The following is a 15,759-nucleotide window of genomic DNA, read 5'->3' as shown; positions in this document are numbered from 1 at the left end:
TGTTACGCCGGCGTCGCTAGGCCGGCGTCTGATGGGATTTCCGGCGCCGCAGGACCAGGAAGCGCCCGGCGATCCCGGCTACGAGCACGGCCGCCATGCCCAGCACCGAGGCGGGCGGCAGTGTGAGGGCCAGGACCACGCAGCCGGCAAAGCCGAGGGCATTGAGCCAGCGCGGCGCCAGCCGGCGGCGGCCGGTCAGGGTGAAGGCCGCGGCATTCGCCACGGCGTAGTAGACCAATACGCCGAAGCTGGAGAAACCCACCACCGTCAGCACGTTCGTGGTCAGCAGCAGCACGATCACGGCGGCCGCGACGGTCAGCTCGGCCACGTACGGGACGGTGTGCGCCCCGCCGACCCGGGCCAGCGGAGCGGGCAGGTCGCGCTCCCGTGCCATCGCCATGGTGGTCCGGCCCACGCCGGTAATCAGCGCCAGCAGCGCGCCGAGGCAAGCGGCGGCTGATCCCGCCTGCACCACCGGGCTGCCGGCCTGCAGCGCCGAGTTGGTCACCGTGTCCAGCAGCGGCGCGGAGGAACCGGCCAGCAGGCCGGCCGGCAGGTGCCACTGCAGCAGGGCCGCGAGTCCGAGGTAGATCACGAAGGACCCGCCGAGAGCGGCCAGGATGGCCCGCGGGATGGTGGTGGCGGGGTCCTTGACCTCCTCGCCCAGGGTGGCGATCCGGGCGTACCCGGCGAAGGCAAAGAACATCAGCCCGGCCGCGGGCAGCACGCCCCAGGCGTTTCCGGTGCCACCCGGAATCGCTCCGAACGCCCCGCCCATTGCCGCGGGGGCGCCTGCCGGGTGCGGGCCGATGAGCGAGGCTGCCGCTACAAACGCGAGGGTGGCCAGCACCACGGCAAGCAGGATCCTGGTCAGCAGGGCCGTCCGGGTGATACCGAGCAGGTTCACGCCGGTCAACACCACGACGGCGGCCACCGCCACCGGGGTGGCGAAGCCCGGCGCGACGTAGTGCCCGAAGGTCAGTGCCATCGCCGCGCAGGAGGCCGTTTTGCCCGTCACGAACCCCCAACCGGCGATGAACCCCGGCCATTCGCCCAGTTGCCGGCGGCCGTACACGTAGGTGCCGCCGCTGGAGGGATACCGGGAAGCCAGCTGCGCCGAGGCCACGGCATTGCAGTAGGCCACCAGGCCGGCCACGGCCACCGCGACGGTCAGCAGCGGCCCGGCGAGGGCCGCGGCGGGGGAGAAGACCACGAACACGCCCGCACCCAGCATCGAGCCCAGGCCGATCGCGGTGGAATCAAGGACGCCCAGGCGGCGCTGCAGCTGCTTGGGGGTCGGCGGAGGGCTTGCCATGGCGGGTGGGGCCTTTCCAACGGGTAAACTCGAACGGGACCGTTCCCGTAGCGGTCCTATTTAACACCACCCTGTTTTCCTTCTGAAAGGCGAGCTGTGCTGCGCACACACGACCTCGGATCCCTTCGCTCCGAGCACATTGGACAAACCGTAACCCTCGCCGGCTGGGTCGGCCGGCGTCGTGACCACGGTGGTGTCGCATTCGTGGACCTGCGCGACGCTTCGGGCGTCGCCCAGGTGGTTGTCCGCGAAGAAGAGGTCTTTCACGGCCTGCGCAACGAGTTCGTGCTGCAGGTGATCGGCACCGTCTCCAAGCGGCCCGAGGGCAATGAGAACCCGGCGCTGGCCACCGGCGAGATCGAGGTCATGGCCGAGAAGGTCACCATCCTCAACACCTCCGACCCGCTGCCGTTCCAGATTGACGAGCACGTTGAAGTCGGCGAGGAAGCCCGCCTCAAGCACCGCTACCTGGACCTGCGCCGCCCCGGCCCCGCCCGCAACCTGCGCCTGCGCTCCGAGGCCAACCGGGTGGCCCGCGAGCTGCTGCACCAGGACGGCTACGTCGAGATCGAGACGCCCACGCTGACCCGTTCGACGCCGGAAGGCGCCCGCGACTTCGTCGTCCCCGCGCGCCTCGCGCCGGGTTCCTGGTACGCGCTGCCGCAGTCGCCGCAGCTGTTCAAGCAGCTCCTGCAGGTCGGCGGCTTCGAGAAGTACTACCAGATCGCCCGCTGCTACCGTGACGAGGACTTCCGCGCGGACCGCCAGCCGGAGTTCACCCAGCTCGACATCGAAGCCAGCTTCGTGGAGCAGGATGACATCATCGGCCTCGGCGAGAGCATCGTGAAGGCGCTGTGGAAGCTGATCGACGTCGAGATCCCCACCCCGATCCAGCGCATCACCTACAACGACGCGATGGCCCGCTACGGCTCGGACAAGCCGGACCTGCGCTTCGGCCTGGAGCTGACCGAGCTCACCGAGTTCTTCAAGGACACCAACTTCGGCGTCTTCAAGGCCCCCTACGTCGGCGCCGTGGTGATGCCCGGCGGCGCCTCGCAGGCCCGCCGGGCCCTCGACGCCTGGCAGGAATGGGCGAAGCAGCGCGGTGCCAAGGGCCTGGCCTACGTCCTGTTCAAGGAGGACGGCGAACTTGCCGGGCCCGTGGCCAAGAATCTGACCGAGACTGAACGCGCCGGCCTCGCCGACGCCGTCGGCGCCAAGCCGGGCGACTGCATCTTCTTCGCCGCCGGCGAGAAGACCCCGTCCCGTGCCCTGCTCGGCGCCGCCCGGGTTGAGATCGGCCACCGCACCGGCCTGATCAACCCGAGTGACTGGGCGTTCTGCTGGGTGGTTGACGCGCCGATGTTCGAACCGGCGGCAGCGGCCGTCGCGTCCGGCGACGTCACTGTCGGCGGCGGCAAGTGGACGGCCGTGCACCACGCCTTCACCTCGCCCAAGCCGGAATTCATGGACAGCTTCGACACCGATCCGGAAACGGCGCTGGCCTACGCCTACGACATTGTCTGCAACGGCAACGAAATCGGCGGCGGCTCCATCCGTATCCACCAGGGCGACATCCAGGAGCGCGTCTTCAAGGTCATGGGCCTCTCCCACGAGGATGCCCAGGAGAAGTTCGGCTTCCTGCTGGAGGGCTTCAAGTTCGGCGCGCCCCCGCACGGCGGCATCGCGTTCGGCTGGGACCGTGTGGTCTCGCTGCTCGCCGGCGTGGACTCGATCCGCGACGTCATCGCGTTCCCGAAGTCCGGCGGCGGCTACGACCCGCTGACCCAGGCGCCCGCGCCCATCACCGCGCAGCAGCGCAAGGAAGCCGGCGTCGACTTCAAGCCGCAGGACAAGAAGGACGACGGCACCAAGTAGCCTGAGGTGATCAGGAGCAGCGGCTCTCCGGGAAACCGGGGGGCCGTTGCTGTCGGCTGAAGACCTCGTGATCCGTGGCAGGAAGGTATACCCCCGTTGGAACCGCAATCCGGGCCCGCGTTGGAGGCGCAGATGGATACCGCGTGGCCCGCCGCCGAACGTGAGGACTCCGGCGGCTGGGTGCTCCGCGCCGCCTCGGGCGTGACGCAGCGCGCCAACTCCGTCTGGCCCTTGGAGCCGGGAGCCGACGGCCCCGCACAGCTCGCTGCGCTCCGGCACGCCCGGCTCTGGTACCAGGCCCGACGGCTGCCGCTGATCTTCCAGGTCTTCGACGACCATCGCTCTGCGCCGCTGAACGCAGTGCTCGACGCCGAGGGGTTCACCCGCCAGTCGGAGACCCTGATCATGGCCCGGGACGGCGGAGGTTCTGCAGCTCGTCCCCGCGGCGTCGAGATCTCGACGGAGCCCTCGCCGGAGTGGCTTCGGCTCTGGTGGAGCGTTGACGGCCGCGGCGACGACGCCGCCCTCGCGGTGGCCCGCGGCATCCTGACGGGCTGCCCCTCGCTGTACGCCCTGGTGCGGGACGACGACGGCGTCGCGGCCGCCGTCGGACGGCTAGCCTTGCCTGTCTCGGAACCTGGCGGCCCCCAGTGGGGCGGACTGTACTGCATGGCGACCCGTCCCGACGCCCGGCGGCGCGGCCATGCCAGCGCGGTGCTGCAGGCGCTGCTGGACGAGGGGACACGCCGGGGCCTTGCCGGGTACTGGCTGCTCGTCACGGCGGGCAACACCGGGGCGCAGGAACTCTACGCCCGCGCCGGCTTCGAGGAGTCCGGCCGCTACCTGTACCGGCAGGAGCGGCCCAAGCGGCACCTGACCGGCTGCTGAGCGCGCGAGAGGATTCAGCGCCAAGCTCTTACGCCGGCGGGTCCGTGACCACGATCCGCACCGCGCACAGGTCCCACGCGGCCTTCTTGAGCACTGCCGCGCGCGGGTCGGGGACGTCCAGGAACGGCAGCCGGACCAGGGCCGCGTAGCGCTTGAGCACCGGTTCGGCCAGCACCTGCCCGGCCAGCGTGCGGTCCCCGCCCGGGACGAGATATTCGACACCCTGGTCCTCGAAGATACGGGCGGCATGGTCGGCCACGGCTTCCACCAGGGCATCGGCCTGGTTGGCGCGGCGCCGGGCAAAGCGCTGCTGCGACCAGCCGCCGGCGGCGGTCCGGGACTGCACGTGCCGCGTGCCGGTCTTGGAAGCCAGGACCCGTCCCTCGGACACCACCGCCACCGAGTACCCGCCGCGGCGCACCAGGACCACGCCAACCCGGCGCGGCTGCGACGCCAGCGACGCCAGCCGGGCCACGGAATCATCGCCGCGGCCCGGGCGTCCGCCGTCCGGCCACGGCGGCTGCAGCAGCGCCGCGGCGCCATCGACGGCCAGCAGGCGCAGGCCGTCGTCGTCCGGTTCTTCCCGCAGCTCCCCGTGGCTCGCCCGGAACCGTTCCACCCAGCCCGGCAGGCGGTCGCCGGAGACGAACGCCACACGGGTGTCGGGGCTGGCCATGGCAGGGATCTCCGTTGTGAGGTTCAGGGGGAGCGCCGCCGTGTCAGGACGGGCAGGAACTAGAAGTAGCCTATCTATGTGGATGATCTCTTTGGCGCAGGGCAGGACAACGCGTCCGCAAACAACGACGTCGACGCCGAAGAGTCCGGCGGCGGCAGCTCCTCGAGCGGCACACCGGGCCGCTCCGCGCCGCGCAGTCCACTGGCCGTCCGGATGCGGCCGCGCAGCCTGGACGACGTGGTGGGCCAGCAGCACCTCCTGGGCCACGGCTCGCCGCTGCGGCAGCTCGCGGCCGGCAGCGACGCCACCGGACCGGCCGGGCCAAGCTCCCTGATTCTCTGGGGACCCCCCGGCACCGGCAAGACCACCCTCGCGCACGTCATCGCCAAGGGCCCGGGCCGGAAGTTCGTTGAGCTCTCCGCCATCACCGCCGGCGTGAAGGACGTCCGGCGCGTCATGGACGAGGCGCTTACCGCGCGTGACCTGTACAAGACCACCACCGTGCTGTTCCTGGACGAAATCCACCGCTTCAACAAGGCCCAGCAGGACGCGCTGCTGCCGGGCGTCGAGAACCGCTGGGTGGTCCTGGTCGCGGCCACCACGGAAAACCCTTCGTTCTCGGTGGTGTCGCCGCTGCTGTCCCGTTCGCTGCTGCTGACGCTCAAGCCGCTCACCGACGCCGACGTCGAGGGGCTGCTGCGGCGGGCCGCCGAGGACGCCCGCGGCCTGGGCGGCAAAGTGGAGCTCAACGAGGAAGCACTCGCCCACCTGGTCCGGCTTTCCGGCGGGGACGCGCGCCGTGCCCTGACGGCGCTGGAGGCGGCGGCCGGCGTCGCGTTCGGGGACGCGGACGACGGGCCCGCAGGGGACGCTCCCGTCACGATCGAACTCAAACACACCGAACGGGCCCTCGACGTCGCCTCGGTACGCTACGACCGCGCCGGCGACCAGCACTACGACGTCGCCAGCGCCTTCATCAAGTCCATTCGCGGCTCCGACGTCGACGCCGCGCTGCACTATCTGGCCCGGATGCTGGAGGCGGGGGAGGACCCCCGGTTCGTAGCACGGAGGATCGTTATCTCCGCCGCCGAGGACGTCGGCATGGCCGACCCGACCGCACTGCAGACCGCGGTGGCCGCCGCCCAGGCGGTGCAGCTGATCGGCATGCCCGAGGGCCGCATCATCCTGGCCGAGGCTGTAGTCCACCTCGCCACCGCACCGAAGTCCAACGCAGCGTATATGGGGATCAACCAGGCGATCGCCGACGTCCGCGCCGGCCTCGGCAACGGCATCCCGGCGCACCTGCGGGACGCGCACTACCCCGGGTCCAAGCAGCTGGGCCACGGCAAGGGCTACAAGTACGCGCACGACGCGCCCCATGCGGTGGCCACCCAGCAGTACCCGCCGGACGACCTCGTCGGCCGGAACTACTACGAACCCACCGGCAACGGCGCCGAACGCGACATCTCCACCCGGCTGGAACGGCTGCGGAAGATCATCCGGGGCAAGTGATCCTCTGGTAGGATGGATCGTTGTCTGGCAAGGCACGGACGCACAATCCACCAGTTCCCAGCGGTTCACGCTGATTTGATGGGTTCGCCCTGTGCCCAGTAGCAAAAGGCAGCGGTTGGCCGATGCTCTCCATCGTGGAGGCCAGTAACACTGACACACCGCAGATATTGGAAGGACACAAGTGGCTAACAACACTCGTGCTCGCCGTACCGCACGCCTCTCGCGTGCACTCGGCATCGCTCTGACCCCCAAGGCCGCCAAGTACATGGAGCGCCGCCCGTACGGCCCCGGTGAGCATGGCCGTGCCCGCAAGAAGCAGGACTCCGACTACGCCGTACGTCTGCGCGAAAAGCAGCGTCTGCGCGCCCAGTACGGCATCCGCGAAGCCCAGATGACCCGTGCCTTCGAAGAAGCACGCCGCACCAAGGGCCTGACCGGTGAAAACCTGATCGAACTGCTCGAAATGCGTCTCGACGCCCTCGTGCTGCGTGCCGGCTTCGCCCGCACCATCGCCCAGGCCCGCCAGTTGGTTGTGCACCGCCACATCCTGGTTGACGGCATCCGCGTTGACCGCCCGTCTTTCCGCGTCGGTGAGGGCCAGCTGGTCCACGTCCACAGCCGCAGCGAGACCATGCCTCCGTTCCAGGTGGCAGCAGCCGGCGCGCACCGCGACGTGCTGCCGATGGTTCCGGCCTACCTGGACGTCAAGCTTGACGCCCTGCAGGCCCGCCTGGTCCGTCGCCCCAAGCGCTCCGAGATCCCCGTGACCTGCGAAGAGCAGCTCGTCGTGGAATTCTACGCACGCTAGATCCAGAGCGACACCTTACAAAGAAGCCCGTGGCAAGCGCCGCGGGCTTCTTTGTATGTAAGGTACTTGGGGGAGTTCTCCGCGTGCCGCGCCTGCGGCCGGAGAACCATGCAGGAATCCACGTAGTTTCAAGGAGATGAACGTCTATGTCTGGTGGCGATATTGCCGGCCTGATCGCGGCCGGAGTGTTTGCACTCCTGGTCCTGCTACTCGCCGTACCGATCCTCAAGCTCGGCGGTGTTTTCGACGAGGTCCGCAGCACCATCCGCTCGATCAGCGACGGCGCCACCCCGCTCATGGATGAGGTCACCGCCACCGTCTCCACCACCAACCAGCAGCTGAAGAAGGTCGACGGGATCGCCTCCAACGTCTCGGACGCCTCCGCCAACATCTCGGCGCTGTCTTCGCTGGTTGCCGCCACCGTCGGCTCCCCGCTGATCAAGGTCGCCGCGTTCAGCTACGGCGTGCGGTCCGCCTTCTCGGCCCGCAAAAAGCCCGCCACCGGCCGCCGCAGCCGCTGAACCAACTGAGCACGCTGACAGGAGCTGACATGAACAGAATCATCTGGATGGGCATCGGCGTCGCGATCGGCGTCATCGCCTTCCGCAAACTCACCGAGGCGCAGTCAAACCTGGGCCCCGAGGGCCTGAACCGTGCCGTCGGCCGGCTCGCCGACGGCGTCTACGACTTCGCCGACGCCGTCCGCGTGGGCATGCACGAGCGGGAATCCGAACTCCGCTCTGCCCTCGGGGTGGACGCCGGCGTCGAGACGGGCCTCGCCGGCCGGGGTGTAGTCCGGCGCTAGCCGGGAGAGAATTAGTAGATGGCGGTGCCCATGACGGCCCGCCGGCACGGCCGCAGGCCGGAACCAGACCGTTCCGCGGACCAGACGCGCGAACCACATACGCAGTGAATATTGAAGGGTAAGAAACCAGGTTATGAAGTCGCAGGAGATCACCAAGCGCTGGATCGACTTTTTCGTCAGCAAGGGCCACACGGCGGTTCCGTCCGCCTCCCTGGTCTCCAGCGACCCGTCCCTGCTGTTCACAGTGGCCGGCATGGTGCCCTTCATCCCGTACCTGACCGCGCGGGAGGAGGCCCCCTACTCCCGGGCCACCAGCGTGCAGAAGTGCATCCGCACGGGCGACATCGAGGAAGTCGGCAAGACCGCCCGGCACGGCACCTTCTTCCAGATGTGCGGCAACTTCTCCTTTGGCGACTACTTCAAAGAAGACGCCATCAAGTTCGCCTGGGAGCTGCTCACCACCGGCGTCGACGACGGCGGCTACGGCCTGCCGCCCGAACGGCTCTGGGTCACCGTCTATGAAGAGGACGACGAGGCCAAGGAACTCTGGCTGAAGAACACCGGCGTCCCGGCCGAGCGGATCCAGCGGATGGGCAAAGCGGACAACTACTGGTCCACCGGACAGCCCGGCCCCGCCGGCCCCTGCTCCGAGATCTACTACGACCGCGGCCCGGCCTACGGCATTGAAGGCGGCCCGCTGGCCGACGAGACCCGGTACATCGAAATCTGGAACCTCGTGTTCATGCAGTACCAGATCGACAACGTCCGCTCCAAGGTGGACTTCGACATCACCGGCGAGCTGCCGAAGAAGAACATCGACACCGGCCTCGGCATGGAGCGCCTCGCGATGATCCTGCAGGGCGTCGAAAACATGTACGAGACGGACCAGGTCCGCCCGGTGATCGACAAGGCCGCCGCGCTTTCCGGCAAGGAATACACCTCCGCGGAAACCCCGGAGGACCCGCACCACACGGACGACGTCCGGATGCGCGTGGTGGCCGACCACATCCGTTCGGCCCTGATGCTGATCGCCGACGGCGTCACCCCCTCCAACGAAGGCCGCGGCTACGTGCTGCGCCGCCTGATCCGCCGGGCCGTGCGCTCGATGCGCCTGCTCGGCGTCGAGAAAGCCTGCCTGCCCGAACTGCTGCCCGCCTCCCGCGACGCCATGAAGGGTGTCTACCCGGTCGTGGAGACCGACTTCGACCGGATCAGCCGGATCGCCTACGCCGAAGAAAAGGCCTTCCTGCGCACCATCGCCTCCGGCACCGCACGGCTCGAGGACGCCGTGAAGGAATCCAAGGCCGCAGGCCAGCCGCTCTCCGGCGCGGACGCCTTCGCCCTGCACGACACCTACGGCTTCCCGATCGACCTCACCCTGGAAATGGCCGAGGAAGCCGGACTCAAGGTCGACGAGCCCGAATTCCGCAAGCTCATGCTGGAACAGCGCCAGCGCGCCCAGGCCGACGCCAAGGGCAAAAAGGGCGCCCACGCGGACCTCTCCGCCTTCCAGGAGCTGCTGGCCGCGGGGGAGACCGTCTTCACCGGCTACACCGAGCTCGCCGGCGAATCGAAGGTGCGCGGCATCCTCGCCGGCGGCCGGAAGGTTTCCCAGGCGTCCACCGGCGAGGAAATCGAACTCGTGCTGGCAGAGACGCCGTTCTACGCCGAAGCAGGCGGCCAGGCAGCGGACACCGGGCTCATCACCGGTGACGGCTTCGTCGTCGAAGTCCTGGACGTGCAGCGCCCGATCAAGGGCCTGAGCGTGCACAAGGCAATCGTCCGCGAAGGTGAAATCGGCGCCGACTCCCTGGTCCAGGCTGCCGTGGACCGGGAACGCCGCCACGCCGCCGAGCAGGCGCACACCGGCACGCACATTGTGCACGCGGCACTGCACCAGATCCTTGGCCCGGAGGCGCTGCAGCGCGGCTCGTTCAACAAGGCCGGCTACCTCCGCTTCGACTTCGCCTGGGGCGAAGGCCTCAGCGCCGCGACGCGCTCCGAAATCGAGGAAGTTTCCAACATCGCGATCCGGAACAACTTCCAGGTCGAGACCAAGGTCATGGGCCTCGCCGAAGCCAAGGCCCTCGGTGCGATGGCCCTGTTCGGTGAGAACTACGGCAACGAGGTGCGCGTCGTCGAGATCGACGGCGCCTGGTCCCGTGAGCTCTGCGGCGGCACGCACGTGTCCAACACCTCCCTGATCGGGAGCCTGTCCCTGCTGGGCGAGCAGTCCGTGGGTTCGGGAAACCGCCGCGTGGAGGCCTTCGTCGGCATGGACGCGTTCCGCCACCTTGCCGCCGAGCGCGCCCTGGTGACCGAACTCACCGAGATGCTTAAGGTCCCCTCCGGCCTGCTGACCGAACGGATCGCCAGCACGCTGAACAAGCTGAAGACGGCCGAGAAGGAACTCGAGCGGCTGCGCAAGGAGCAGCTCACGGCTGCCGCCGCGCAGCTAGTGGGCACCGCCAAGGACGCCGCCGGCGTCAAGGTCATCGCCCACGACGCCGGCATGGTCAGCGGCGCCGACGACCTCCGCGGCCTCGCCCTGGACCTGCGGACCCGCCTCGGTTCCGAGCCGGCAGCCGTCGCTGTCGCCGGGGTCAGCAATGACCGCCCGGTCATCCTGATCGCCACCAACGACGCTGCCCGCGCGGCCGGCGTCAAAGCCGGGGCACTGGTCCGGCTCGCGGCCGGTATCCTCGGCGGCGGCGGCGGCGGCAAGGACGACGTTGCCCAGGGCGGCGGCACGGACGCCGCGAAGGTCGGCGCGGCGCTCTCCGCCGTCGTGGACGCCATTACGAGGCGTTAGACCGGAACCACGGATGACTGAATCGGCCGTGCCCGGCGTCTACCCCCAGGGCGTAAAACTCGGGGTAGACGTCGGCACCGTCCGGGTGGGCGTCGCGGTCTGTGACCGTGACGGCATCCTGGCCACGCCGCTGCGGACGCTGGACCGGAACGTGAAGAAGAACACCGACGTCCGCGTCCTCGCGAAACTCGCGGCCGAACTCGACGTGGTGGAAATTTTTGTCGGCCTGCCGCGCACCATGAAAGGCGAGGAGCACGCTTCCGCTCGAATGGCCACCGAGTATGCAAAGCTACTGGTCAGTACACTATTGGAGGCCGGATCCGGCATTCCGGTCAGGTTGGTTGACGAGCGGCTGAGCACGGTGACAGCCCACCGCAACCTGCATCAGGCTGGCATGAGCAGCAGGGACCACCGTAAAGTAGTGGATCAGGTTGCGGCCGCAGGTATCCTGCAGCACGCGATCGACATGCAAAAGGCCAGGGGAACGGATGTAGGAAGCCGCGTCAGCGCGGACCTCCCTCCGGGGCCACCCGGCAACGGCGCTCAGGCCGTTCCGGAAGTACACACGCATTCTGCACAACGCATTCTGCCCAAAATGGAAGGCTACAGTGAGCCCGGTCAACAATGACGACTCCTCTGGTGTTGCCAATAGCGGCGCTGGCCGACCGCTGACGCGCAAAGAGATCCGGGCCCAGGAAAAGTTCCTGGCCACCCAGGGTCACGACATAATCCCGCCGCAGGCCTTCGAGACCGGCCAGGAGGTCCCGGCCGCGCCGGAGGCACCCCGCGAGCCCGCTGACGCCGCGCCGGAAGCGCCCCGCGAACCCGCTGACGCCGCCCCGGCGCAGCCGCGGACCGCGCCGACTGTGCATGAAGATCCCGTTCACGCAGCACCTGTCCACGCAGACCCCGTTCGCCCGGCGGCGCAGCACGAGGAACCGGTGGTTGAACACCCGGTCCACGAGGAGCCGGTTCATCAGGAACCCGCCCAGGAAGAGCCGGTCCACGGACACCCCCTGCACGACGGACCGGTCCACGAGTACGCCGGCGGGATGTCCCGCGAGGAGACCCTGCGGCGCGCCGACGAGCTGCAGTACGGCCGGCGCCTTCAGGACGGGGCGGATTTCCACCCGGGCTACGCGTCCCACCCCGACGATGATGCCCACGATGGCTACGACGACGAGCCCGGGCGTGACCTGATCGCCGGCGCCGCCGCCCTCCCCACCACCAAGGGCCCATCCAAGAAGGTCCGCCGGCGCCGCCGTTTCCTCGCCCTCGTTCTGACGCTGGCCGTTTTTGTGGTCGCCATCGTCGTTGGCGCCCAGGTGATTAAGCCGCTGCTCGGCGGCGACAAGATGGCCGATTACCCCGGGCCGGGAACCGGGTCCGTGACGATCACCGTTCCGCCCGGCGCGGGTCCCCGGTCCGTTGCCGCCGACATGGAGGCCCAGAAAGTCATTGCGAACGCGGACTCGTTCGTCAAGCAGTTCGCCGCCTCGGGCGGAGCCCTGAGCCCGGGAACCTTTACGCTGCGCAAGGAAATGAACAACGCGGATGCCGTGGCTGTCCTGTTGAACAAGGACCAGGACAAGGTCATGTACTTCGCCCTGAGCGCAGGCCTGAGGATCGGTGAATCCCTCCAGGCCATTTCCGAGGGCACCGGAATCCCGGTGGCCGACCTGAAGAAGCTCAGCGACTCCCCGAAGCAGTTCGGCGTGCCGGCCAAGGCCAAAAACCTGGAAGGGTTCCTGTTCCCGGGCGAATACCGCTTCCCGCTCGGGACGTCCGGCAAAGACATCCTGGCGAAACTCGTCGGCACCACGCTGGAGGAACTCAAGGCACAGGGCGTTACGGATCCCGGCAAGCAGTACGACGCCCTCACGGTCGCCAGCATCGTCCAGGCCGAAGGCGGCCAGGCCGAATACGGAGACGTGGCCGGCGCCATCTACAACCGGCTCAAGCCCAACAACACCGAGACCAACGGCCTGATCCAGTCCGACGCCACGGTGACCTACGGGCTGGGGATCCGCAGCTTCCACATTGACGAGGACCAAAAAGCGGACAAGTCGAACCGGTACAACACCTACGCCAACCCCGGATTGCCGGCCGGGCCCATCGGGTCCCCGGGCAAACGGGCCATCGACGCCGCCGCCAAGCCCAAGAAGAATGACTACCTGTACTGGGTCACCATCAACCTGGACACCAAGGAGACGAAGTTCTCCAAGACCCTGGCGGAGCACAACGGCTACGTGGCCAAGTACAACGCCTGGTGTGAGGCCAACCCCGGACGATGCGTGTGACGCTGCGGGCCGCCGTGCTCGGGCATCCCATCAGCCACTCGAAGTCCCCGGCACTGCACCGCGCCGCCTATGCGCAGCTCGGCATCGAACTGGCCTATGAGGCCATCGACGTGACCGAGGCCGCGCTGCCGGCGTTCATGGCCGGGGTGCGTCGCGATGCCAGCTGGCGCGGCCTGTCCGTGACGATGCCGCTCAAGGCCGCGATGGCCGCCGAGATGGACGAAGTCCGCGGCGTCGCCCGGCAGTTGGGCGTCATCAACACCGTGGCCTTCGAACGGCCGGGCGCCGCCGCCGGTGCGCCGGTCCGCCTGGTCGGCTACAACACCGACGTCGCCGGGATCGTCAACGCGCTCCGGTACGCCGGCGCCGTTTCCGAACCATCCGCCGTCATCCTCGGCGGCGGCGGGACGGCCGCGGCCGCTGTTGCCGCGCTCAAGGAACTCGGTGCCTCCGATGCCGCCGTTTACGTCCGCGACGTCGGCCGCGCCGCCGAAGCCCGGGCGGCGGCCGCCGCCGTGGGTCTTGCCCTGCAGGTCCTGCCGCTGGCGGCGGCAGCACCGGCGGTAACCACCGCCGACGTCGTAATCTCCACCCTGCCGCCGCGCGCCGCCGACGGCCTCGCGGAGGAACTCGCCGCAGCAGTGGGGCCGTACGGCGGCACAGTCGCCGGGGTGCTCCTGGACGTAGCCTACGATCCCTGGCCGAGCCGGATCGCCGCCGTCTGGACGGACGCGGGCGGCCGGGTGGTCCCCGGCCTCGAAATGCTGCTCTACCAGGCGGTCGAGCAGGTACGCCATTTCACCGGCCTCAAAGGCCCCGTGCCGGCGGAGGTCATAGATGTGATGTGTGACGCAGTCGGGGCGCCCCGACGGGTGTTCTAAGGGCCTTGCATGGCAGGATGGATTTTATGTTGCGTTGGTTGACTGCCGGAGAATCCCATGGTCCGGCCTTGGTCGGAATTATCGAAGGCGTCCCCGCCGGTGTTGAGCTCACCAGCGACCGGATCGTCGAGGCACTGGCACGCCGGCGCCTCGGCTACGGCCGCGGTGCGCGGATGAAGTTCGAACAGGACGCGGTAACGGTCCTGGGCGGCGTCCGCCACGGACTGACCCAGGGCGGCCCGGTCGCCATCCAGGTCGGGAACACCGAATGGCCCAAGTGGGAGCAGATCATGTCCGCTGACCCGGTGGCCCCTGAAGTACTGGCCGACCAGGCCCGCAACGCACCCCTCACCCGGCCGCGGCCGGGCCATGCCGACTTCACCGGCATGCAGAAGTACGGCTTCGACGAAGCGCGGCCGGTCCTGGAGCGCGCCAGCGCCCGCGAGACCGCCACCCGGGTGGCCCTGGGCGCCGTCGCCGCCGCATTCCTGAAGCAACTCGGAATCGAACTGGTCTCGCACACCGTCTCGATCGCCAGCGTTGCCGTCCCGGAAGGCCGGCCGCTGCCGGTGCCGGAGAACGTGCTGGCCCTCGACGCCGACCCGCTGCGCTGCTTCGACCGCGAAACCTCCGACGCCATGGTCGCCGAGGTGGACGCCGCGCACAAGGAAGGCGAAACCCTCGGGGGCGTCGTCGAAGTCCTCGCCTACGGCCTGCCGCCGGGGCTGGGCAGCTACGTACACTGGGACCGGCGCCTCGACTCGCGCCTCGCCGCCGCCCTGATGGGCATCCAGGCGATCAAGGGCGTCGAGGTCGGCGACGGCTTCCTGACCGCCGCGCGCCGCGGCTCGGCCGCCCACGACGAAATCGTCAAGGACGCGGACGGCCGGATCATCCGCACGTCCAACCGCGCCGGCGGCATCGAAGGCGGCATGAGCATCGGCGACGTGCTCCGGGTCCGGGCGGCCATGAAGCCGATCGCGACCGTCCCGCGCGCGCTCAAGACCGTCGACGTCAGCACCGGCGAGGCCGCGAAGGCCCACCACCAGCGCTCGGACGTCTGTGCGGTCCCGGCCGCCGGCGTCGTGGCCGAGGCGATGGTGGCCCTGGTCCTCGCCGAGGCGGTCACGGAAAAGTTCGGCGGCGACTCGGTCGAGGAAACCGCCCGCAATATCAAGGGTTACCTGGACAATATTCCGGCGTCCCTGGACTCGATCGGCCACTAGTGCCGGCCCCTACTCCACCGCGTAAGGAAGCGCGCCCATCTTTGCGTAAAACACTGCGTAAAACACTGCCCGGGACACCCAGCCGGCCGGTCGCGCTGATCGGTCCGATGGCGGTCGGCAAGTCCGCGATCGGGCAGCAGCTCGCCCAGCAGCTCGGCGCCCGCTTCGTCGACACCGACGTCGAAGTGGTCGCCCAGCACGGCACCATCGCGGACATCTTCGCGGGCCGGGGAGAGTGCGCATTCCGCGAACTCGAAGCCCGCGCCGTCGCGCAGGCCATCGAAGAGGCTGCCGCCGGCACCGCCGCGGGCTCCCGCACGGTCATCTCCCTTGGCGGCGGCGCCGTGCTGGACTCCGGAACCCAGCAACTGCTGGCCGAGTGCACCGTGGTCTACCTTGAATGCGACGCCAGCACCGTGGCCGAGCGCATCGCCCGAAACTCCGGTCGGCCGCTCCTGGCCGGCGACGCCATGGAACGCTGGCGGACCCTGTTCGCTACCCGGCAGCCGGTCTATGAACGGCTCGCCGACCTGGTCCTCGACGTCCGGAGCGGTTCCGTCCCGGAACTCGCGCGCCGGCTTGAAGATGCGCTGGAACAGCTCGCCGCCACCCAACCCGCGGCCACCCCCGCCCCCAGCAGCGACAAGGAAAGTTGAAA

General features: G+C 69.1%; 14 protein-coding genes. 12 read left to right on the top strand and 2 right to left on the bottom strand.

Going from position 1 to position 15,759, the window contains the following annotated elements; translation table 11 throughout:
* Nucleotides 1–16 precede the first annotated feature (16 nt).
* Nucleotides 17–1,315: an APC family permease gene (locus tag AC1MED_RS09915; protein WP_479783155.1), complete on the bottom strand. Its 1,299-nt coding sequence runs from the start codon at nt 1,313–1,315 to the stop codon at nt 17–19.
* A 96-nt stretch (nt 1,316–1,411) separates the two neighbouring features.
* On the opposite strand from AC1MED_RS09915, the gene aspS reads away from it, so the two are divergent.
* Together aspS and AC1MED_RS09905 are read left to right on the top strand one after the other, a co-directional pair.
* Nucleotides 1,412–3,193 carry an aspartate--tRNA ligase gene (gene aspS, locus AC1MED_RS09910; RefSeq protein ID WP_479783154.1) on the top strand — a complete coding sequence of 594 codons (1,782 nt, stop codon included), beginning with the start codon at nt 1,412–1,414 and terminating at the stop codon, nt 3,191–3,193.
* A gap of 132 nt (nt 3,194–3,325) precedes the next feature.
* Complete coding sequence (locus tag AC1MED_RS09905; protein ID WP_479783153.1) at nt 3,326–4,081, top strand: GNAT family N-acetyltransferase; 756 nt, start codon at nt 3,326–3,328, stop codon at nt 4,079–4,081.
* A gap of 28 nt (nt 4,082–4,109) precedes the next feature.
* On the opposite strand, the gene AC1MED_RS09900 is transcribed toward AC1MED_RS09905, so the two are convergent.
* Nucleotides 4,110–4,757, bottom strand: coding sequence for an acVLRF1 family peptidyl-tRNA hydrolase (locus AC1MED_RS09900; protein ID WP_479783152.1), 648 nt, complete (start codon nt 4,755–4,757; stop codon nt 4,110–4,112).
* Nucleotides 4,758–4,835: 78 nt separating this feature from the next.
* Between AC1MED_RS09900 and AC1MED_RS09895 the strand changes: the two genes are divergently transcribed.
* The 10 genes from AC1MED_RS09895 (at nt 4,836) to AC1MED_RS09850 (ending at nt 15,757) form a co-directional block, all read left to right on the top strand.
* Entirely contained in the window at nt 4,836–6,269 is a 1,434-nt protein-coding gene (locus tag AC1MED_RS09895) for a replication-associated recombination protein A (protein ID WP_346960161.1), read from the top strand.
* A gap of 181 nt (nt 6,270–6,450) precedes the next feature.
* Nucleotides 6,451–7,077, top strand: coding sequence for a 30S ribosomal protein S4 (rpsD, locus tag AC1MED_RS09890; protein ID WP_091251848.1), 627 nt, complete (start codon nt 6,451–6,453; stop codon nt 7,075–7,077).
* 146 nt (nt 7,078–7,223) lie between these two features.
* Nucleotides 7,224–7,598, top strand: coding sequence for a DUF948 domain-containing protein (locus AC1MED_RS09885; protein WP_175321020.1), 375 nt, complete (start codon nt 7,224–7,226; stop codon nt 7,596–7,598).
* Between the two features lie 29 nt (nt 7,599–7,627).
* Entirely contained in the window at nt 7,628–7,882 is a 255-nt protein-coding gene (locus AC1MED_RS09880; protein ID WP_479783151.1) for a DUF6167 family protein, read from the top strand.
* A gap of 133 nt (nt 7,883–8,015) precedes the next feature.
* Nucleotides 8,016–10,694, top strand: a complete 2,679-nt coding sequence (gene alaS, locus AC1MED_RS09875) for an alanine--tRNA ligase (protein WP_479780385.1) — start codon at nt 8,016–8,018, stop codon at nt 10,692–10,694.
* A 13-nt stretch (nt 10,695–10,707) separates the two neighbouring features.
* A complete protein-coding gene (ruvX, locus tag AC1MED_RS09870; RefSeq protein WP_479783150.1) occupies nt 10,708–11,322 on the top strand; it encodes a Holliday junction resolvase RuvX in 615 nt (204 codons plus the stop codon).
* The gene (mltG, locus tag AC1MED_RS09865) at nt 11,303–12,994 is read left to right on the top strand and encodes an endolytic transglycosylase MltG (RefSeq protein ID WP_479783149.1); all 1,692 of its coding nucleotides are present in this window, start codon (nt 11,303–11,305) and stop codon (nt 12,992–12,994) included. The genes ruvX and mltG overlap by 20 nt, the downstream gene beginning before the upstream one ends.
* Nucleotides 12,991–13,875 (top strand): shikimate dehydrogenase, encoded by an 885-nt coding sequence (locus tag AC1MED_RS09860; RefSeq protein ID WP_479786643.1) that lies wholly within the window; start codon nt 12,991–12,993, stop codon nt 13,873–13,875. Before mltG ends, AC1MED_RS09860 begins: the two co-directional genes overlap by 4 nt.
* 26 nt (nt 13,876–13,901) lie before the next feature.
* Entirely contained in the window at nt 13,902–15,101 is a 1,200-nt protein-coding gene (aroC, locus tag AC1MED_RS09855; protein ID WP_346960167.1) for a chorismate synthase, read from the top strand.
* 107 nt (nt 15,102–15,208) lie between these two features.
* Nucleotides 15,209–15,757 carry a shikimate kinase gene (locus tag AC1MED_RS09850; RefSeq protein ID WP_479786642.1) on the top strand — a complete coding sequence of 183 codons (549 nt, stop codon included), beginning with the start codon at nt 15,209–15,211 and terminating at the stop codon, nt 15,755–15,757.
* Nucleotides 15,758–15,759 lie beyond the last annotated feature (2 nt).

This window comes from Arthrobacter sp. BI5 (genome assembly GCF_056680065.1).
The sequence above is the reverse complement of the archived record's forward strand: the minus strand, read 5'-3'. Positions and strand labels throughout refer to the sequence as shown.